13 protein-coding genes are annotated in these 19,810 nt (G+C 62.4%); 8 read left to right on the top strand and 5 right to left on the bottom strand.

Features of this window, described 5'->3' with window-relative positions:
- The first annotated feature begins 42 nt into the window (after positions 1-42).
- Together TR61_RS03465 and TR61_RS03460 are read left to right on the top strand one after the other, a co-directional pair.
- Positions 43-1,593 (top strand): proton-conducting transporter transmembrane domain-containing protein, encoded by a 1,551-nt coding sequence (locus TR61_RS03465; RefSeq protein WP_050928172.1) that lies wholly within the window; start codon positions 43-45, stop codon positions 1,591-1,593.
- Between the two features lie 22 nt (positions 1,594-1,615).
- Positions 1,616-4,027: a YbcC family protein gene (locus TR61_RS03460; protein WP_050928171.1), complete on the top strand. Its 2,412-nt coding sequence runs from the start codon at positions 1,616-1,618 to the stop codon at positions 4,025-4,027.
- Positions 4,028-4,080: 53 nt separating this feature from the next.
- Here the strand turns inward: TR61_RS03460 and TR61_RS03455 are convergent, their stop codons facing one another.
- The 4 genes from TR61_RS03455 to TR61_RS03440 form a co-directional block, all read right to left on the bottom strand.
- Positions 4,081-5,229 (bottom strand): acetate/propionate family kinase, encoded by a 1,149-nt coding sequence (locus TR61_RS03455; RefSeq protein WP_050928242.1) that lies wholly within the window; start codon positions 5,227-5,229, stop codon positions 4,081-4,083.
- On the bottom strand, positions 5,226-6,620 hold the full coding sequence (locus TR61_RS03450) for a bifunctional enoyl-CoA hydratase/phosphate acetyltransferase (protein ID WP_050928170.1): 1,395 nt from the start codon (positions 6,618-6,620) through the stop codon (positions 5,226-5,228). The genes TR61_RS03455 and TR61_RS03450 overlap by 4 nt, the downstream gene beginning before the upstream one ends.
- An 8-nt stretch (positions 6,621-6,628) precedes the next feature.
- The gene (locus tag TR61_RS03445; protein WP_050928169.1) at positions 6,629-7,402 is read right to left on the bottom strand and encodes a creatininase family protein; all 774 of its coding nucleotides are present in this window, start codon (positions 7,400-7,402) and stop codon (positions 6,629-6,631) included.
- A 191-nt stretch (positions 7,403-7,593) separates the two neighbouring features.
- Positions 7,594-8,082: a class I SAM-dependent methyltransferase gene (locus TR61_RS03440; protein ID WP_050928241.1), complete on the bottom strand. Its 489-nt coding sequence runs from the start codon at positions 8,080-8,082 to the stop codon at positions 7,594-7,596.
- Between the two features lie 182 nt (positions 8,083-8,264).
- Between TR61_RS03440 and TR61_RS03435 the strand changes: the two genes are divergently transcribed.
- The 5 genes from TR61_RS03435 to TR61_RS03415 all read left to right on the top strand — a co-directional run bounded on the left by TR61_RS03435 (position 8,265) and on the right by TR61_RS03415 (position 15,989).
- Positions 8,265-10,034: a dipeptide ABC transporter ATP-binding protein gene (locus TR61_RS03435; protein ID WP_050928168.1), complete on the top strand. Its 1,770-nt coding sequence runs from the start codon at positions 8,265-8,267 to the stop codon at positions 10,032-10,034.
- Positions 10,027-11,952: an ABC transporter substrate-binding protein gene (locus tag TR61_RS03430; protein WP_050928167.1), complete on the top strand. Its 1,926-nt coding sequence runs from the start codon at positions 10,027-10,029 to the stop codon at positions 11,950-11,952. The genes TR61_RS03435 and TR61_RS03430 overlap by 8 nt, the downstream gene beginning before the upstream one ends.
- Positions 11,949-12,977, top strand: a complete 1,029-nt coding sequence (locus TR61_RS03425; RefSeq protein WP_050928166.1) for an ABC transporter permease — start codon at positions 11,949-11,951, stop codon at positions 12,975-12,977. Before TR61_RS03430 ends, TR61_RS03425 begins: the two co-directional genes overlap by 4 nt.
- The gene (locus tag TR61_RS03420; RefSeq protein WP_050928165.1) at positions 12,974-14,128 is read left to right on the top strand and encodes an ABC transporter permease; all 1,155 of its coding nucleotides are present in this window, start codon (positions 12,974-12,976) and stop codon (positions 14,126-14,128) included. The genes TR61_RS03425 and TR61_RS03420 overlap by 4 nt, the downstream gene beginning before the upstream one ends.
- 91 nt (positions 14,129-14,219) lie before the next feature.
- The gene (locus TR61_RS03415; RefSeq protein ID WP_050928164.1) at positions 14,220-15,989 is read left to right on the top strand and encodes an adenylate/guanylate cyclase domain-containing protein; all 1,770 of its coding nucleotides are present in this window, start codon (positions 14,220-14,222) and stop codon (positions 15,987-15,989) included.
- A 4-nt stretch (positions 15,990-15,993) separates the two neighbouring features.
- On the opposite strand, the gene TR61_RS03410 is transcribed toward TR61_RS03415, so the two are convergent.
- On the bottom strand, positions 15,994-18,321 hold the full coding sequence (locus tag TR61_RS03410; RefSeq protein ID WP_245626809.1) for a mechanosensitive ion channel family protein: 2,328 nt from the start codon (positions 18,319-18,321) through the stop codon (positions 15,994-15,996).
- A gap of 180 nt (positions 18,322-18,501) precedes the next feature.
- Here TR61_RS03410 and TR61_RS03405 point away from each other — a divergent pair, with 180 nt between their 5' ends.
- Positions 18,502-19,782 carry a nucleotide sugar dehydrogenase gene (locus tag TR61_RS03405; protein ID WP_050928163.1) on the top strand — a complete coding sequence of 427 codons (1,281 nt, stop codon included), beginning with the start codon at positions 18,502-18,504 and terminating at the stop codon, positions 19,780-19,782.
- Positions 19,783-19,810: the final 28 nt, after the last annotated feature.

Below are 19,810 nucleotides of genomic sequence, written 5' to 3'. Positions count from 1 at the left end.
CCAACGGGCCCCGGCCCTTTTCTGGATGCAAGGATACCGACCATGAGCCACCTGATGCTGCCCTTACTGGCCCCGCTGATCCTTCTGGCGACCGCGCTTTTCGCCAGCCGCACACCGGGCCTGCGCCCGGGCAATCTGCCGAAACTGGCCGAAGCCGCGGCTTTCGGCGCCTTTGTCGTTTCGGCTCTGTCCGCTGTGGCGCTGGTGATGAACGGCGCGGGCACCTCGGCGCTGATCGGGGTGTCGGGCATCGGGATTTCGGTCAGACTGGATGCGGTCAGCGCGATCATGCTGGTGCTGGTCAGCTTCATCGGCTGGATCGTGATGCGGTTCTCGGCCACCTATATGGATGGCGAAGCGCGTCAGGGCGCGTTCATCGGCTGGATGTCGACGGCCTTGGCCTCGGTCCTGCTTCTGGTGATGTCGGGCAACCTGATCCAGTTGCTGTTCGCCTGGACGGCCACCAGCCTGGCGCTGAACCAGCTGCTGCTGTTCTACCCTGAGCGGACAACGGCCGTGCGCGCAGCGCGGAAGAAAGCCGTCACCGCGCGCATCAGTGAGATCGCGCTTCTGTTCGCGGTTCTTCTGCTGGTGCGGTCCTATGACACCACCGATATCGCCACGATCCTGGGCGCAGTGCAGCCGGATCTGCTGACCGTCGCTGCCGGTCTGCTGATCGCGATTGCGGCTGTCCTTGCCTCGGCCCAGTTCCCGGCACATGGCTGGCTGACCGAGGTGATGGAGGCCCCTACCCCCGTCTCGGCCCTGCTGCATGCCGGTGTGATCAACGCGGGCGGCTTCCTTCTGATCCGCTTTGCCGATGTGATGCTGGCCGCCCCCGGTGTGATGGCCCTGCTGGTGATGCTGGGCGGGTTCACCGCGCTGTTCGGCGGGCTGGTGATGCTGACGCAACCGGCGGTGAAAACCTCGCTGGCGTGGTCGACCATCGCGCAAATGGGGTTCATGGTGCTGCAATGCGGTCTGGCGCTGTTCCCGCTGGCGCTGCTGCACATCGTGGCGCATTCGCTGTACAAGGCGCATGCTTTCCTGAGCGCCGGTGAGGCGGTGAAGAACGTCGCCGCCATTCGCCGGCCCGGTCCGGTTGCGGTGCCCGGCTTTGGCAAGGTGCTGCAGGCCTTCGCGGTGGGCATCGCGATCTATGGTGTTGTGGGCCTCATCTTCGGCTTTGACGGGAAATCGGTGCAGGCCATCGCGCTTGGCATGATCCTGATCTTCGGCGTGGCCTATCTGCTGGCGCAGGGCTTTGCCGACACGGCACCTGCCGCCCTGACCCGGCGCACGGCGATTTACGCGGTCGCCACATCGGTCAGCTATTTCCTGCTGCAGAAGGCCGCGAGCTTCCTGACCGCAGGCACCCTGCCCGCCACCCCGGCCCCCGGCCCGCTGGAATGGGCGCTGATCGTTCTGGCGCTAATCAGCTTCGGCACGGTCGCGCTGGCGCAGGCCACCTTCCCGCTTTGGGCCTCGCACCCGGCTGCTGCCGGTGTCCGGGTGCACCTGTCCAACGGGCTTTATGCGAATGCCATCTTCGACCGTCTGCTGGGCGGCTGGTCGAAGCGGTCCACCACCTGATCCTTGAAGGGGAGATAAGATAATGTTCATGCAACACGAAACCTACCCCGCAGCCCTGCTGGAACTGGTGGCCGAGGCCGAAGGTGCCATCAAGGCGATCCCGCCGCTTTTCCCGCTGGCATCCAGCGTCGCGGTCAACCCCTTCCTGGGCCAGACGCATGAGCCTCTGCCCGTGACCGCCGCGCGGCTGGCGCGGGTGGCCGGGGTGCGGATCATGCCGGATCGGGCGATGTACAAGACCAAGTTCGACGCAGGCGAGATCACCGAAGAGGATCTGACAGACGCGCTGGCCAGTGCCGGCGGTACCTTCGACCGGCCCGCGCTGAAAGACCTGAAAGCCGCGCTGGACAGCCAGCCCGGCACCCCCAAGGCGCTGCCCACGGTGGCGGAACTGGCTGCCGATGTCTCGGGCATCGACTGGCCGGGTCTGATCGAGGATCGGATCGGTGTCTGGGCCGCCAGCCATTTCGACGAGGGCCAGGCCCTGTGGCAACCTTATCGCGCCGGTGGGGCGTTCATCGCCTGGCGGGAATTCGCAGCGCGCGATCTGACGCCGGAAATCCACGGGCTGAGCGGCTTTGGCGCCTTTGTCGCCGCCACCTCGCGGTCGCCCTGGCGGGCGATTGGCCGGGCGTGCGAAACGCTGGGCGTGACAACGGATGCGGCGGGCACGGCCTTCCACCGGCTGCTGATGACGCTGGGCGGCTGGGCGCAATATGCACGTTACCAGCTGTGGCAGGCCGAGCTTTACGGTGAAAATGACAGCACCACGGCCGAGCTGCTGGCGATCCGGATGATCTGGGAAGAGGCCCTGTTCGAGCTGTATAAAGATCAGATCGCCGAGCGTTGGGCCGAGGTGGTCAAGGCGCATACGATGCCCGTGACCCCCACGCAGGAACATGTGATCGACGCCGTGCTGCAGGAAGCGGCCGAGCGCGCACAGCAGCGCAAGCTGGCGCTGGCGCTGACCGAGGCCACGCCCCGGAAGATCGACGGGCGGCCCGCGCTGCAGGCGGCTTTCTGCATCGACGTGCGGTCGGAAGTGTTCCGGCGTGCCCTGGAATCGCTGGATGCCGGGATCGAGACCATCGGTTTTGCTGGCTTCTTCGGTGTGACGGCCTCGCATAAGGCGGCCGGATCGGACGTGGCCGAGGCGCGGGGTCCGGTGCTGCTGCAGATGGGCACCCACACCCATGCCGCCGAAAGCGAAGAGGCCGACCTGACCCGCCGCTATTCGGCGCGGGCCAAGCGGGCTTGGGGCCGGTTCAAGTTGGCTGCGGTTTCGTCCTTCGCCTTTGTCGAGGCCACGGGTCCGGTTTATGCGGGCAAGCTGGTGCGCGACGCTCTGGGCCTGGGGCACGGGGACGCGGCACATGACCCTGCCCCGCAACTGGATGCCTCGGTGGATCTTGAGGCGCGGATCGGCATGGCCAAGGCCATCCTTGGCGCGATGTCGCTGACCAAGGGCTTTGGCAAGATCGTCATGCTGGCGGGCCACGGCGCGAATGTCACCAACAACCCCCATGAAAGCGGGCTGCATTGCGGCGCCTGCGGGGGCTATGCCGGGGACGTGAACGCACGGCTTCTGGCGGGCGTGCTGAACGAACAAGCCGTGCGCGACGGGCTGAAAGCCCAGGGCATCGAGATCCCCGAAGACACGATCTTTGTGCCTGCGCTGCATGACACGACCACCGATGCGGTCACGCTTTACGATCAGGACGTGCCCGCCGCGAAGGATCGCAGCGACATGGTGCAACTGCGCAAATGGCTGGCCGCTGCCGGGCGTCTTGCCCGGACCGAACGGGCAGGCCGGCTGCCGCGCGCCGAGATGGAGAAGGACGTTGCCAAACGGTCCGCCGACTGGTCGGAACTGCGGCCCGAATGGGGTCTGGCGGGCTGCCGGGCGTTCATCGCGGCACCGCGGGGCCGGACCGATGGCACCTCGCTTGCCGGGCAATCCTTCCTGCACAGCTATGACTGGAAACAGGATGAGAGCTTTGGCGTGCTTGAGCTGATCATGACCGCACCCGTGGTCGTGGCCAGCTGGATCAGCCTGCAGTATTACGGGTCAACCGTGGCGCCGGACGTCTTTGGCGGCGGCAACAAGCTGTTGCACAACGTGGCAGGCGGCATCGGTGTGCTGGAAGGCAACGGTGGATCGCTGCGCCCCGGCCTGCCCTGGCAATCGGTGCATGACGGCGAAGGTTATCAGCACGATCCGCTGCGCCTGTCGGTTGTCATCGAAGCGCCAAGGGAAGCGATGACCGATATCCTGAAACGCCACGACGGCGTGCGGGACCTGTTCGACAACGGCTGGCTGCACCTGATTGCCATGGATGACGATGGCAAGCTGGCCTGGCGGTACGACCGGAACCTGAACTGGGTTCCAATGGGAGAGAAGAGCTCAGCCGGCGCAGCCATCGCCGCTGAGTAAAGACCCGACAGAAGGGAACCAACGGGGCGGCGCGGGGAAACTCGCGCCGCCTTTTACATGCGATGCCGCCTGAGCCAGCCATTGGCGGCGCGCGCAATCACCTGTTCTTCGTCGGTGGGGATCACCAGAACCGGCAGGGGGCCTGCGTGGATCTTGCGCGCGTGGCGGGCATTCGCGTCTTCTGACAGGCTCAGGCCAAGAAACTCCAACCCGTCGAGGATGCGCGCGCGGATTTGCGCCGCATGTTCGCCGACCCCGCCGGTAAAGACCAGCGCATCCAGCCCGCCCAGACCCGCCGCCATCGCGCCGATCTGGCGACGTACGTGATAAGTGTAGTACTCCAGTGCCTGCCGCGCCTGCGGAGCGTCACTGGCCAGAAGCGTTCGCATGTCATGGGTCAGCCCCGACAACCCCTTCAGCCCGCTTTCGTGGTAAAGCAGGCGCGTCATCTCATCCACGCCCATGCCCTGGCCCATCAGATGCAGCAGGACACCGGGATCAAGCTGCCCAGGTCGCGTACCCATCGGCACCCCGTCAAGCGCTGAAAACCCCATCGAGCAGCTGACGCTTTGCCCGCCCTTCATTGCACAGAGCGACGCGCCATTGCCCAGATGGGCCACGATCACCCGGCCTTCGTAAAGCGCGGGATGATCGGCACGGAGGCAGGATGCGATGTAATCATAGCTCAGCCCGTGGAACCCATAACGCCGGATACCCTCGTCGTAATATCGACGCGGCAGGGCAAAGGCATCGTCCACGAAGGGGTGGCCCTGATGAAAGGCCGTATCGAAACAGGCGACCTGAATGGCATCCGGAAACGCCTCGCGCGCGGCGCGGACACCGGCAAGGTTGTGGGGTTGGTGGAGCGGTGCAAGGGGGATCAGCGCCTCAAGCTGGGCAATCTCGTCGTCGTGCAGGCGCACCGGTGCTGCGAAGGTGGTGCCGCCATGGACGACCCGGTGGCCCACCGCCTCGACCTCCCGGCCTTCAAGGAAGGGGGATATGCCACGCAGGATCGCCGCGACAGCGGTGCCGTGATCGGCGGGCCCGATCTCAAGCCGGGCATCGCCCACCTCCATCACCGCCGCATCGCCCAGATTTTCCACCTGTCCGTCGGCCAGAGGTTCCGGATCATGGGCTGCCGCGTAAAGACCGAACTTGATCGACGAACTGCCCGCGTTCAGTGTCAGGATCGCGCTCATGCGGCGCCACCCGTGGCCGCCAGCGCCGCCACCGCGCAAGAGGCCAGGCGCGCCTTTTCGTCATCGGCCCGGCTGGTCAGGATCACCGGGCATTTCGCGCCCATGACCACGCCCGCCGCTTCGGCATGGGCAAGGAATGTCAGCTCCTTGGCCAGCATGTTGCCGGCCTCCATGTTGGGCGCGACCAGGATTTCGGCCCGCCCTGCCACCAGCGATCGGATACCCTTGGTCGTTGCAGCCTCAAGATTGATCGCGTTGTCCATGGCCAGCGGCCCATCCACCAGCCCGCCGGTGATCTGGCCGCGTTCAGCCATCTTCGACAGGATCGCGGCATCCAATGTCGAGGGGATCGCCGGGTTCACCTTTTCAATGGCCGACAGCACGCCCACTTTGGGCTCAGCAATGCCCAGCGCATGGGCCAGGTCGATGGCGTTCTGGATGATATCGGCCTTGGTCTGCAGATCGGGCGAAATGTTGATCGCCGCATCCGTGACCATCAGGATATGGTCCAGCCCCGGTACATCCATCACGAACACATGGCTGAGCCTGCGGCCGGTGCGCAGCCCGCCCTCTTTCTTCAGGATCTGACCCAGAAGCACATCGGTGTGCAGATGCCCCTTCATCACGGCCTGCGCCCGGCCGTCATGGACCATCTGCACAGCCAGCGCGGCCGCCAGTTTGTGATCGGGCTCTGCCACGATTTCATAGGGGGTCAGGTCCAGTTCTTCTTCGATCGCGGCCTGGGCGATCTTCGCGGGATCCCCGATCAGGATCGGCGTGATCAGTGTATGTTCGGCCGCCAGGATCGCACCGGCCAGCGCGTCGGGTTCTTCCGGGGCGACCACGGCGGTGGGGATCGCGGGCAAAGGTTCGGCCAGCGCCAGAAGCCGGTCGAAATGTTCATGGCGTTGGACGGTCAGGCCCGGAATGTCATCGGCATCGAAGCCCAACTGCTGGATGGGCGCTTCCACCTCGGCCTCACCATCCACGATGCGCGCGCCATCGGCATTTTCCACCCAGGTTTCGAAACGCACGCGCCGGCCCGGCCCTTTTTCCAGCAACCGCACCCGCGCGGTCAGCGTGTCGCCGGCATGGGCGCGTCCGAGGAAGCGCAGGGTTTGTGTCTGATAAAGCGTCCCCGGTCCCGGCAGCTTGCAACCCAGCACCGAAGAGATCAGCGAAGCGACCCACATTCCCGGCGCCACAGCCTCTGGCACACCGTCGCCGTCACCGTCTTCCTTCGGCAGATGCATCGGGTTGAGATTGCCCGAGGCATTGGCAAAGACATAAAGATCGTCAGCCCGGCAGGTGCGCGTGTCCGAAGCCTCCATCCCGATCTCAAGCTGATCGAAAGGCACATTGTCGATACGGTGGTGGTTGGGATGTGACATGTCGCTCCTCAGCTGCCCGGCACCGGCATGTCGCGCATCTTGCGCAAGAGCCCGATAAAGCCCGCCACCTGATGGGCGCAGGTCGCCCGGCCCTTCTCGGCGTTGGCCAGATGCGCCTCTCCCACGGTGCCTGCGTCATTCAGATCCGATGAAATCCAGCCATAGCTGACAGGCCCGATGGGCGAGATCGCACTGGTCTCGGCGCTGGAACGGAAATCGCGGGCCTGATCCATGTCGACCGTGTGCGGCTGGAAGGCCAGCATCAGGGAGGTTTCCACATCCCCGCCATGGATGCCGAAGGTGTTTTCCTGATCGGAGTACATCCCCTCGGGATAGCCGAATGCGCCCCATTGGCATTTGACGGCCAGCATCCCCGCCTGCACGCGCAATTCACGCGCAAGGATCGAAATCAGATCCAGGTTCCCGCCATGGGAATTGACGATGGCGATCTTGCGGATGCCGGCGCGGGCGACGGACAAACCGATCTCGGTCCAGACCGCCAGCGCCGTTTGCGCGGTCAGCGTTAGGGTCCCCGTCGCATGCAGATGTTCGTTGGATTTCCCCACGGCCTGCACCGGCAGTATGCGAATATCCAGATCCTCCGGCACGTCCTGGCGCAACTGCGCCAGCATGCCTTCGGCAATCATCGTATCGGTGCCCACGGGCAGATGCGGCCCGTGCTGTTCAATCGCGGCTGTCGGCAGGATCGCGATGGTGCGGTCCGGATCGGCCGATTGAAACTCGTCAAAGCGATACTCTGCCCAATCGAGGCGACGGGTCATGGCAACACTCCCTTCATCTGCCCCAGACAGAACCGCGTCACGGCCCGAATGGCAAGCACCCGAGAAGCATCAAGTCACCTTGCCGTTTCTTTCTGGCTCAAAATATCCCAGGGAGCGTGAGGGACAGCGTCCCTCACCCCGCGCGCAGCGCGCCAAAAAACCCGCGTGATCGCGCAGCGATCTCCTTTGGATCACGGCTGGCGGTAGATGAAACACCGCCCCTCGATCGCATCCGGCGGCAAGGGCTGTTCTTCCAGGGTTTCGAAAAACATCCGGTCGCTCGATACCATCAGCCCGCCCGGCGCCAGAAGCGGTTCGATCAGCGGCGACACTTCTTTCGCGAAGGCCACGTTCTTGGCCGCGTTATGTCCGCCCAGATCGGCGTGGATCAGGCTGGCCACCGGGCCCATCTTTTCCAGCGTCGCAGGCAGTGTCTCGCGCACGTCGCCCAGGATCGTCAGATCCTCCGGCGGGGTGCTGTCGGGGTGAGAGGCCACAGCGCGCTCAAACACGTAGATATCGCGCCCTGTGATCTTTTCACGCATGTGGTGATAGGTGCGGCCATTGCCCAGACCCAGCTCGAAGACAGGCCCCGGCATCTGCGCCGCTGCGGCGATGGCGTAATCCAGACAGGCGCGCTGCGACACCATCCGTGCGATAAACAGATCAAGTCGTGTCATGGCCGCATCCTTCATGCTGAATATCTGCCCGTGATGCCAAATCCGGCCCGGAATGTGTAGACCCAACCAGAGCCTGCGCATTGACGAATGTGGTTCTGCATTGCCAAGGTGGAGAAGAAGAGAATCCGTTCCATTCAGTGGGATGGCCAGATTGGGACTGCCGGCGGGGGCATGGCGCGTTTATGACCGCTCTTTTAAGCGTGGAAGATCTCAGCATCGCCTTTGGCGCGGCTGAGCCTGTGGTGAAGGGGGTCAGCTTCTCTCTTGAACAGGGTCAGACGCTGGCGCTTGTGGGCGAAAGCGGATCGGGCAAGACGATCTCGTGCCGGGCAATCCTGGGCATTCTTCCGAAACGCGCAAGGCCCACGGGCCGGATCACGCTGAACGGACGTGACGGCAAGCTGGTGCTGTCGGAACTGAGCGAGCGGCGCATGCGATCGGTGCGCGGCAACGCGGTCTCGATGATCTTCCAGGAGCCGATGCGCTCCCTCTCACCGCTGCACCGGGTGGGCAACCAGGTGATCGAAGGGCTGATGCTGCACCAGAAGGTCAGCGCAGCCCAGGCCAAGGCCGCCGCGCTTGAGCAATTCGAACGTGTGGGCTTCCCTGATCCCGAACGCGCCTTCCGCGCCTATCCGTTCGAGCTGTCCGGCGGCATGCGCCAGCGCGCGATGATCGCCATGGCGATGATTGCAAAGCCAGAGGTTCTGATCGCCGATGAACCCACAACCGCGCTGGACGTGACCACCCAGGCCCAGGTGCTGGGCCTGATCAAGGAATTGCAGAAGGAAACCGGGACTGCCGTTATCCTTGTGACGCATGATCTGGGCGTGGTGGCCAATATGGCCGAAACCGTGGCGGTGATGAACAAGGGCAAGGTCATGGAATCCGGATCGGCCGAGCTGGTTCTGAGAGACCCGGCCCATGGCTATACCAAGAAACTGTTTGCCGCCGCGCCGATGATACCGGATGTGGCTGAACCTGCGCCGCCCTTGCCGCGCGACGATCTGATCCTGACCATGAAGGATGTGTCCAAAACCTACCGCGTGCGCGGCAATTCCCGCTGGAAACCCGAGATGCTGGTGCATGCCTGCCGGGGCGTGGATCTGGCGGTGACACGGGGGAAGACGCTGGCGATCGTGGGCGAAAGCGGGTCGGGCAAGACCACCTGCGCGCGGATTGCACTGGGCGCCGAACTGCCCGATCCGGGTGGCAAGGTGATGTTCCGCGCCAGCCCCGATGCCGAGCCGATCAAGGTGCATGGCATGTCGCGCGCCGACCGCACGCGGTTTCAGCGCCAGGCGCAGATGGTGTTTCAGGATCCCTATTCCTCGCTCTCGCCGCGTATGCGCGTGATAGACGCGCTGACGGAACCATTGGAGATCCACGGGCTGGGCGCGCGCTCGGAACGGCGCGACAAGGCTGCCGAAATGCTGACATGGGTCGGGCTGAAACAGGAGATGCTTTTTCGCTATCCGCATGCGTTCTCGGGCGGGCAGCGCCAGCGTCTGTCGATTGCGCGCGCGCTGATGCTGGACCCAGCGCTTCTGGTCTGTGACGAACCCACCTCGGCGCTGGATGTCTCGGTGCAGGAACAGATCCTGACGCTGCTGGAAGATATCCGTGACCGCGCGGGGCTGTCTTATCTGTTCATCAGCCACGATTTGGCGGTGGTGGCGCGCATCGCCGATGAGGTTGCCGTGATGCGCCAGGGCCTTGTGGTCGAACAGGCCCCGCCCGAAACGCTGTTCTACAACCCGCAGCACCCCTACACCAAGGCGCTGATCGCGGCGCAGCCTGAACCCGATATCAACCGCCCGATCGACCTGAAACTGGTCGCCCATGGCGCAGGATCACCCGACAGCTGGCCCGAGATGTATCGCTTTACCGCCGATATCGTGCCAGCGTTGACCGAACTGGAACCCGGCCATAAGGTGCGCTGCCATGCGTGATGTTTCCCGAAGACTGTGTCTTGCCCTGATCGCGGCCCTGCTTGGAACGGCGGCTCTTGCCTCTCCGACGTTGCAGGAAAGCAGCTTCTGGAATTCCGAAGTCGTCAAAGGAAATATGCCGCCCATTGGCGAGAGGCTGCCGGAAACACCATTGATCGTCGATCTGAAATCGAAGGGTCGCGAGCCCGGGATCGAGGGCGGCACGCTGCGCACGATGGTGTCGCGGTCAAAGGATATCCGGCAGATGGTCGTCTATGGCTATGCCCGGCTGGTCGGATATGACGAAGGCTATGAGTTGGTGCCCGACATCCTGCTGGATTTCGAGAATGTCGAGAACCGCAAGTTCACCTTCCACCTGCGTCCCGGCCACCGCTGGAGCGATGGCGCCCCCTTCACCAGCGCCGATTTCGAATATTACTGGAAACACGTCATCAACAATGACGAACTGACACCGGGCGGGCCTTCCGAGCTTTTGCTGGCCGATGGCAAGCCGCCGCGCGTGTCATTTCCCGATGAGGTGACGGTGATCTATGAGTGGGATGCGCCCAATCCGCAATTCCTGCGCGCACTGGCCCAGGCCAACCCGCCCTTCATCTATCGCCCGTCCCATTATCTGAAACAGTATCACGCGGCCTTCGCGGATGAAGAAGACCTGAAGGCCAAAATGCGCGAGAAGCGCGTGCGCAGCTGGGCGGCTTTGCATAACCGTCTGGACAATATGTATAAATTCGACAATCCGCAGCTGCCCACGTTGCAGCCGTGGATCAGCGCGTCGGCCAATGCGGGCACGCGGGCGCTGTTTGTGCGCAACCCCTATTACCACCGCATCGACACGAACGGCATCCAGCTGCCCTATATCGACGTGGTCGAGATGAGCATCGTCGCAGGGGGTCTGGTCGCCGCCAAAACCAATGCCGGAGAGGCGGACCTGCAGGCAAGGGGGCTGAGTTTCCGCGATATCTCCATCCTCAAGAAAGGCGAGGTGGACGGCAAGAACTACCAGACCAATCTCTGGGCCAATGGCGCGGCCTCGCAGATCGCGATCTATCCCAATCTGAATTTCAACGATCCGGTCTGGCGCGAGGTGCTGCGCGATGTGCGTGTGCGCCGCGCTCTGTCGCTGGCCATCGACCGGCGTATGATCAACCGCGCTTTGTATTTCGGGCTGGGCCGCGAAGGCGGGATGACCGTTCTGGCGCGCAGCCCGTTTTTTGATCCCAAGAACCTGACATCATGGGCTATTTACGACCCGGCCCTTGCCAATACGCTGCTGGATCAGGCGGGTCTGCATGAACGTCAGGCCGATGGCATCCGCCTGTTGCCCGATGGCCGCCCGATGGAGCTGGTGATCGAAACCGCTGGCGAACGCCAGGAAGTCGAGAATGCGTTGCAGATCATCACCGACACCTGGCGCGATGTGGGGGTCAAGCTGGTGATGCGGCCGCTTGACCGCGATATCCTGCGCAACCGGGTTTATACCGGGGTGACGATGGCGTCGGTCTGGTATGGCTGGGACAACGGCATTCCCACCGCGGACACGCCGCCCGATTATCTGGCCCCGCGTCAGCAGGAGTTTCTGGCCTGGCCGAAATGGGGACAGTATTTCCAGACCCATGGCGCGGCCGGCGAAGCGCCGGATATGCCCGAAGCCCAGCGCCTGATGGAGCTGTCGCTGCAGTGGGAGGACGCCACAACCCAGGAAGCCCGCGCCGAGATCTGGCGCGAGATGCTGAAAATCCACGCCGACCAGATCTATGGCATCGGCATTCTGGCCGAAGCGCCCCAGCCGGTTGTCGTCGCGTATAACCTGCGCAACGTGCCGACCACCGGCACATGGGCCTGGGACCCGGGCGCGCATTTTGGCCTTTACCGGATGGATGAGTTCTGGTTCGACCCGGAGGCAACAGTTACGCAATGAGCCTCCTGAAATATGCGGTCTACCGGCTTTTCACGATGCTGGTGACGCTTTGGGTCGTCTCGATCCTGATATTTTTCATCATCAATTTGCCCCCCGGCGATTACCTTTCCAACCAGATTGCAGAGCTGCGGGCCACCGGACAGGAATCCGCGGTGGAGCAGGCGGAATTTCTGCGCAAGGAGTATGCGCTGGATCGGCCATTGTGGCAGCAATACCTGATCTGGGTGGGTTTCGCGCCCGGTCCGAACGGGTTTTCGGGGCTTTTGCAGGGTGATTTCGGCTGGTCGTTCGAGTTTGACAAACCCGTGGCCGACATCGTGGGTGATGCCCTGTGGCTGACGGTCCTGGTCAATCTGGCGGCGGTTCTGTTTGTCTATATGGTGGCGCTTCCTTTGGGCGTGCTGGCGGCGGCCAAGTCGAAAACCTGGGTCGATTATACGGCGGCTTTCGTGGGCTATATCGGCCTGGCGACGCCCAACTTCCTTCTGGCGCTGATCCTGTTTTACTATGGCAACCGCTATCTGGGTCTGCCTATCGGGGGCATGATGGATCCTCAGTTCGAAGGCGAGCCGATGAGCTGGGAAAAGGTGAAATCCATCCTGATCCACCTGATCGTGCCCACCTTCGTCATCGGCACTTCTGGGGCTGCGGCCATGATGCAGCGTCTGCGCGCCAACCTGCTGGACGAGCTGGGCAAGCCCTATGTGGAAACCGCACAGGCGAAAGGGCTCGCGCCTGCCAAGATGCTGACGAAATATCCGTTGCGCATGGCATTCAACCCCTTTGTCGCCGATATCGGTAACCTGCTGCCCGCGATGGTTTCGGGATCGGTTCTGGTGTCGGTGGTGCTGGGCCTGCAGACCATCGGGCCAGCGCTGCTGGCGGCGCTGAAAAGCCAGGATCAGTTCCTTGCGGGCTTTATCCTGATGTTTGTCGCGCTTCTGACATTGATCGGCACGATGATTTCGGACCTGCTTCTTGTGCTGCTGGATCCGCGCATCCGCTATGGAGGGCGCGAGGCATGAGCAGACTGCCCGACGGCCGCTATGTGGACGACGCCCCCTATGATCCGGATGAAAATATCAACCGGATCGAACGCGCGGATATGGACGCCCCCAACTGGCTTCTGGTCTGGCGCAAGTTCAAGCGGCACAAGCTGGGTCTGATTTCGGGGATCTTCCTGCTCTTTTCCTACCTGATGCTGCCTTTTGCCGGCTTCATCGCGCCATACACCCCGACCGAGCGGAACGCCGATCACCTCTATGCCCCGCCACAGATGGTGAAGTTCTTTCACGAGGGCGAATTCGTCGGGCCGTTTGTCTATCCGCGCACGGCCATTGCGGATCTTGAGAATTACCGCTGGACCTATGAAACGGATATGACGCGGCCCATGCCCCTGCAGTTCTTCTGCCGCGGAGAGGAATACAGGCTTGCCGGGATCTTCAAGACTGAACGGCATTTGTTCTGCGCCTCGGAAGGGTCGACGATCTTCCTTTTGGGATCCGACCGGCTGGGTCGCGACGTGTTCAGCCGCATTCTGTATGGCGCGCAGCTGTCTCTGACCGTGGGTCTGATCGGGATCACGGTGTCCTTTCTGCTGGGGATCGGGTTCGGGTCGATTGCCGGATATTTCGGCGGCAAGATCGACTGGGTGATCCAGCGCACCATCGAAATCCTGCGCTCTCTGCCCGAGCTTCCCTTGTGGCTGGCGCTGTCTGCTGCCGTGCCATCAAACTGGGGGCCGGTGGCGGTGTTTTTCATCATCTCGGTCATTCTTGGGATACTCGATTGGCCAGGGCTTGCGCGGGCCGTCAGGGCGAAATTCCTGAGCCTGAGGGAAGAGGAATATGTGCGCGCCGCCGAAATGATGGGCGCGTCCTCGGGCCGGGTGATCCGGCGTCACCTGCTGCCCAATTTCGTCAGTCACCTGATCGCCTCGGCCACCTTGTCGATCCCGGCGATGATCCTTGGGGAAACCGCGCTCAGTTTCCTTGGCCTGGGTCTGCGTGCCCCTGCGGTCAGCTGGGGCGTCATGCTGAATGACGCGCAAAACCTCGCCTCGATCGAGATCTATCCCTGGACCGCCATCCCGATGCTGCCCATCATTATCGTGGTTCTCGCGTTCAATTTCCTGGGCGACGGTCTGCGCGACAGCCTGGACCCCTACGAGGATTGATGTCACGCCAACCACAAGGCGGGTTCATGAAACACTGCATCTTTGATACCCTAAATCGGGTCACCCGTTGCACCGGAAGGTCCTGTCACAGATGACCGCCGCGCCCACACAACGACGTCTTGCTGCCATCCTCTCGGCAGATGTTGCCGGCTATTCCCGGCTGATGTGCGTGGATGAGGCCGGCACGCTCAAAGCACTGAAGGCGATGCTCCGAGATATTGTTGCGCCGCAGGTGAAGGCGCATCGGGGCCGCATAGTAAAGACGATGGGAGACGGCGCCCTTGTCGAATTCGGCAGCGTTGTGGATGCGGTCAGCTGCGCGGTGGCGATCCAGCGCGCGCTGGCGGAGCAAAATGCAGCCCTGCCCGAGGATCGGCAAACGCATCTGCGCATCGGGGTGAACCTCGGCGATATCATCATCGAACGCGGCGACATCTTCGGCGACGGCGTGAACCTGGCCGCCCGGCTTCAGGAGGTTGCGCCAGAGGGCGGCGTGGCGCTCAGCGCGTCGGCGCATGATCATGCAGCGGGCAAGGTCGACGTGACGTTCTGGGATGGCGGGGAGCGGGCGTTGAAGAACATCGCAGCGCCCATGCGGATCTGGTTCTGGGCGCCGGACGGGGATGTTCGGGAAAAGACGATACGGCAGGATGCGCCGCCTGTCCTGCCAGACAAACCGTCAATTGCCATCCTGCCTTTCGACAACATGTCAGGGGATCCCGATCAGGAGTTCTTCGCCGATGGTGTCGTGGAAGCGATCACGGCCGAGCTGTCGCGCATACGCAGTTTCTTTGTCATCGCGCGCAATTCGGCTTTTGCCTATAAGGGGCGCGCTGTGAACGTGCGCGATATCGGGCGCGAGCTGGGCGTGGCCTATGTTCTGGAAGGATCCGTGCAGCGGTCGGGCAACCGCGTACGCATCACCGTGCAGTTGATCGAAACCGCAGGCGGCGCGCATCTGTGGGCCGAGAAATACGACGGCTCTCTGGACGATATATTCGATCTGCAGGACACGATCACCGAACAGATCGCAGGGGCGTTGCAGCCCTCCATCCGGCTGGCCGAGGTGGATCGCGCCCGCCGCAAACCACCGCATGATATGGGCGCCTATGACTATACGATGCGGGCCATCAGCCATGTCTGGATGCTGGAAAAGGACGAGGCGACAAAAGCGCTGCAGCTTCTGGATCAGGCGCTGGCGGCTGACCCGGATTACCCGCTGGCGCTGGCTCTGGCCGGGTGGTGCTGGGCGCAGCGGTCTGTTTACAACTGGTTCGACAACATCGATGAAGCGCGGGCCAATGCCCTGAGCCTTGCGGAAAAGGCGGCGTCGCTGTCGTCAGACGATCCTCTGGTTCTGGCCGTGCTGGGGACGGTCCATACCTTTGCGCGCAACTATGGCGCGGCGCGGGTTTTGCTTGAACGCGCGATCCAGCTTGATCCGAACGCGGCTTGGGCGCTGAGCCGCCTGGGCTGGCTTGAGACCTATGCCGACCGCCCGGATGCGGCCAAGGAATTCTTCGGACGCGCCATGCGGCTGAGCCCGCTTGATCCGATGAACTTCAACAATCTTGTCGGCCTCGCCTCGGCCCACCAAGTGGCTGGAGAGGACGAGGCCGCAGCGCAGATGTTCCTGCGCGCACTCGAAGAGCGGCCGAATGCGCATTGGATTCATCGCAACCTGTGCGCAGCCCTTCTGGGGGCAGGCAAGAAGGAAGCGGCGCTTGCGTCGCGCGACACGATGATGCGCGTCTATCCCAATATGTCCGTGGCCCGTTTCAAGAACGCGATGGTGTTTTCCCCTGCCGTTCTGGACCGCATCGGCAAGCAAATGGAAGAGCTGGGGGTACCGCCGGAGTAAGGCGTTACCGGTCGTCCCCGCCATCGCCGGGATTGACGTCCATCGCATCCTCGTCGATCGCCGCATTCACCGCACCGCTCACTGCTTCGCGCTGTTTCGGGGTCAGGCCGCCTTCGGGCTCGTCCGCAATGCGCACCGTCACTTCGCGGTGGGCGAACTTGATGCCTTCGCGTTCGAACAGATCTCGGATATCCTGATAGACGCGCTTGCGCACAATCCACTGATCACCCGGCTTGGTCATGAATTTGACACGGATGATCATGGCGCTGTCCTGCATTTCGATCACGCCCTGGCTTTTGAGCGGTTGCAGGAAACTGGGACCGACCACCGGGTCCTCCATCAGTTCGGCGCCGAGGTTCTTGATCAGCTTGCGCACCCGGTCGACATCAGTGTCATAGGTCACGCGCAAGGGCAGCTTCATCATCACCCAATCGCGGGAATAATTCGTCAGCACCTGGATTTCGCCAAAGGGAATGGTGTGGAGCGCGCCAAGATGGTGGCGCAGTTGGAAGGACCGGACCGAGATCTTTTCGACCGTGCCTTTGACCTGCCCGATATCGATATATTCGCCCTTGCGGAACGCATCATCGACCAGGAAGAACGCGCCCGAGAAGATGTCGCGCACCAATGTCTGCGCGCCAAAGCCCACCGCCAGACCGACAACACCGGCACCAGCGAAAAGCGGGCTGACATTGATGCCCAGTTCCAGCAGCACGACCAGCGCGATCGACACAACCACGATAATCAACATGAAATTCCGAAACAGCGGCAAGAGCGTCGCCAGACGGCTGGCGCTGGAGGCCCCGCCCCCCTCATCGCCCAGTTCGGCCTCGGGCATGTCGCCGGATTCCTCGGCGATCTTGCCGTCGATCCAGATGCGGATCGCGTGATAGATGATGTAACCGATGAAGATGATCACGATCACATCCAGACCGCGATCAATGATGATGTCATTCAGGATGACATTGTCACTGTCCCAGATCTTGAGCATGGCATAGCTGCCCGCGACAAAAGCGAGGATCCCCGAGACCCGGCGCGCGAGCGCCTCATAAGTCATCATGGCGGTGGGGCGATACACCTCTTCCTCGGTCGCCTCTCCCTCGTCGTGGGTCGTGGCAGAGGCGTTCATTTCGCGCAGGGCGCGGTTGCGTTCGAAATAGCGTTCGATGACGTAATTGATGATGCCATAGACAACGACGACGGACAGGAAGACCATGTAAGCCCCCGCGATCATCGGGATCGACACGGGCCGCTCCAGCACCAGATCGACGGCCAGTTTCAACCAGCCGAAAATGAAATAGATGATCACCGCCGGAGCCCAGGCATAGGTGATGAACCGGGTGACCCAGGGCAGTTCCGCATCTGAACGATCATTGCGGATCGCGCCTGTGATGGCGCGGCGATTGACCAGGATCATCAGGATGTTCAGCAGCAGAACCCCCAGCGACAGGACACCATAGACAATGGCATAGAGGTTGTAGTTCAGCCCGAAATCCGCCAGCCAGGCCGATATCGCCACCACGGTGAAATCAATCAGCGCGACCGAGATTGCCCACAGATACAGCCTGCGTGCATCGCGATCCGAAAAGCGCGGAATGCGATACTGGCTGAGATAGGGCGACAGGATCATGCGCCACACATCCGAGATCACCGCCCAGAAGAAATACGCGCTGTAGATCGCCAGGATCGTGAATTGCAGCGACACGTCGTCTAACGACCCGAAGATCAGAAGGCCGATTGTATAGGCGATCAGCATCGACACCAGCGTGCCCGTCACCCCCATGAAGAAACGGAAGACAAGGAAGGGCATCTTCTCGGCGTAACCTTCCGGCGCTTCCTTGATCCGGGCCACGACAAAGCGTTTGGCAAAGCGCTTGCCGTAAAGCTCGGTCGTCAGGAACCGCGCGAGAATGAAGAGAAGGACCGAGAAGACCAACGCCTCGACATAGGTCATGATGCGCCCGTCAGGGCTGGTTGCGCGCAGGATGAAGGCCACTTCGTTGACCGAATTGGGCAGGGCCTCCAGACGTTCGCGCAAGGTGCTGCGGAAATCGGCGGCGCGTTCCTGGGCTTTCATCAGGATCGAGGCGCTGGCCATCATCGGCACCTCTTCGGCGGGTTCCTGTGACGGATCGCCTGTGACTGCGATGACCTGGCCTTCGGGATCGACGACAACCACCGCCACACCTTGTTCGGCCGCCCGCAGGATCGCATCGGCCAAAGGCGCGCTTTCCGCCGTCTCTCCGGACGAGCGTGCGCCAAGCGTGGACAGCCCCTGCGCCGAGGCGAGCGTCCCTGTCACCAGCAGGACGACCACCGTCAGAATTCTCATCACCGCAAACGCCATGTCCCGCAATCCCGTCTATTCCCTTGACGTCACGCTAGATCACCCGATCGCCCCGCGCAATTCGCTTGGTGGCACACGCACAATCACAAACAGGGGGTTGCACTGGCCTTGGGCGTTCTTCAGACGTATAGGCCAGATCGAACAAGCAGGTGTGGAGTGTGGCCCATGGGCAACCGGGCTTCTGACGAAAAGATCGCGGTTCTTGGGCTGGGCTATGTCGGGTTGCCTTTGGCCGTGGCGCTGTCACGCGCAGGCTTCACTGTGGTCGGGTTTGACACCGATGCCACCCATGTCGCCGCTTTAAGCAAGGGCCATGACCGCAACGGAGAGGTCTCGGAAGCCTCGCTTACAGCCAGCTCGGCGCGTTTTTCGGCCGAGCCGGGGGACCTGGCGGGCACAACCGTTTTTATCATCGCCGTGCCCACACCAATTACCGATGCCCGCAAGCCCGATCTTGACCCGATCCGGGGCGCCTGTTCTGCAATCGCGCCGCATCTGACCAAGGGCGCGTTGGTGATCCTGGAATCCACCGTCTATCCCGGCGTCACGGAAGAGGTTTGCGGACCCGAGCTTGCCCATGCCAGCGGCCTGACCGCAGGCAAGGATTTCGCCCTTGGCTATTCGCCCGAACGGGTCAATCCCGGCGATGCCGAACATTCGCTGGAAAACGTCGTGAAAATCATCGCCGGTCAGGATGGCGCGACACTGGACCGGGTCGAACGGATCTATGCGCCGGTGGTCAAAGCCGGGCTACACCGGGCATCATCCATCATGACAGCCGAAGCGGCGAAGGTGATCGAGAATACGCAACGTGATCTGAACATTGCCTTGGTCAACGAATTCTCGCTGATCTTTTCACGTCTTGGCCTTGATACGCTGGAAGTGCTTGAGGCGGCGGGCACCAAGTGGAACTTTCTGCCGTTCAAACCGGGCCTTGTGGGTGGGCATTGCATCGGTGTCGACCCTTATTACCTGACATACCGGGCGGAGCAGCTAGGATATCACCCCGAGGTGATCCTGGCCGGGCGCCGGATCAATGACAGCATGGGCAGCCATGTCACGCAGGAGCTGATCAAGGCGCTTTTGGCGCGCAAGTCCGATCTCAGCCGCGCGCGGGTGCTGGTCATGGGCTTTACCTTCAAGGAAAACTGCGCCGATACCCGCAACACGCGGGTGGCCGATATTCTGGCGGAACTGGCCTCTTATTCGGTTGCCGCCGATCTTTATGACCCCTGGATCGACAGGCAGGCGGTGGAACGCGAATATGGGCTGACCCCCATCGAAGCACCACAAGCTGGTGCTTATGATGCGATCATCCTGGCCGTGGCACATGGCGAATTTCGCGAAATGGGCCCTGAAAAGATTCGCGGCTTTGGAAAACCGGGTGCGATCCTTTATGACATTAAGGGAATGTTTGGCAAAACTGACTCGGATATGAGGCTGTAAGGCCGCAGCCCCGCAAGAAGAGCATACT

Source organism: Aestuariivita boseongensis (assembly GCF_001262635.1).
Taxonomy (GTDB): Bacteria; Pseudomonadota; Alphaproteobacteria; order Rhodobacterales; family Rhodobacteraceae; genus Aestuariivita; species Aestuariivita boseongensis.
This window is presented reverse-complemented; position numbering and strand designations above follow the sequence as displayed.

Bases quoted from the DNA above. Each gene is read 5' to 3' on its own strand.
- TR61_RS03415 (WP_050928164.1), top strand. From the start codon at position 14,220: ATGACCGCCGCGCCCACACAACGACGTCTTGCTGCCATCCTCTCGGCA.
- TR61_RS03440 (WP_050928241.1), bottom strand. From the start codon at position 8,082: ATGACACGACTTGATCTGTTTATCGCACGGATGGTGTCGCAGCGCGCC.
- TR61_RS03410 (WP_245626809.1), bottom strand. From the start codon at position 18,321: ATGAGAATTCTGACGGTGGTCGTCCTGCTGGTGACAGGGACGCTCGCC.
- TR61_RS03435 (WP_050928168.1), top strand. From the start codon at position 8,265: ATGACCGCTCTTTTAAGCGTGGAAGATCTCAGCATCGCCTTTGGCGCG.
- TR61_RS03425 (WP_050928166.1), top strand. From the start codon at position 11,949: ATGAGCCTCCTGAAATATGCGGTCTACCGGCTTTTCACGATGCTGGTG.
- TR61_RS03420 (WP_050928165.1), top strand. From the start codon at position 12,974: ATGAGCAGACTGCCCGACGGCCGCTATGTGGACGACGCCCCCTATGAT.
- TR61_RS03450 (WP_050928170.1), bottom strand. From the start codon at position 6,620: ATGTCACATCCCAACCACCACCGTATCGACAATGTGCCTTTCGATCAG.
- TR61_RS03445 (WP_050928169.1), bottom strand. From the start codon at position 7,402: ATGACCCGTCGCCTCGATTGGGCAGAGTATCGCTTTGACGAGTTTCAA.
- TR61_RS03405 (WP_050928163.1), top strand. From the start codon at position 18,502: ATGGGCAACCGGGCTTCTGACGAAAAGATCGCGGTTCTTGGGCTGGGC.
- TR61_RS03455 (WP_050928242.1), bottom strand. From the start codon at position 5,229: ATGAGCGCGATCCTGACACTGAACGCGGGCAGTTCGTCGATCAAGTTC.
- TR61_RS03460 (WP_050928171.1), top strand. From the start codon at position 1,616: ATGTTCATGCAACACGAAACCTACCCCGCAGCCCTGCTGGAACTGGTG.
- TR61_RS03430 (WP_050928167.1), top strand. From the start codon at position 10,027: ATGCGTGATGTTTCCCGAAGACTGTGTCTTGCCCTGATCGCGGCCCTG.
- TR61_RS03465 (WP_050928172.1), top strand. From the start codon at position 43: ATGAGCCACCTGATGCTGCCCTTACTGGCCCCGCTGATCCTTCTGGCG.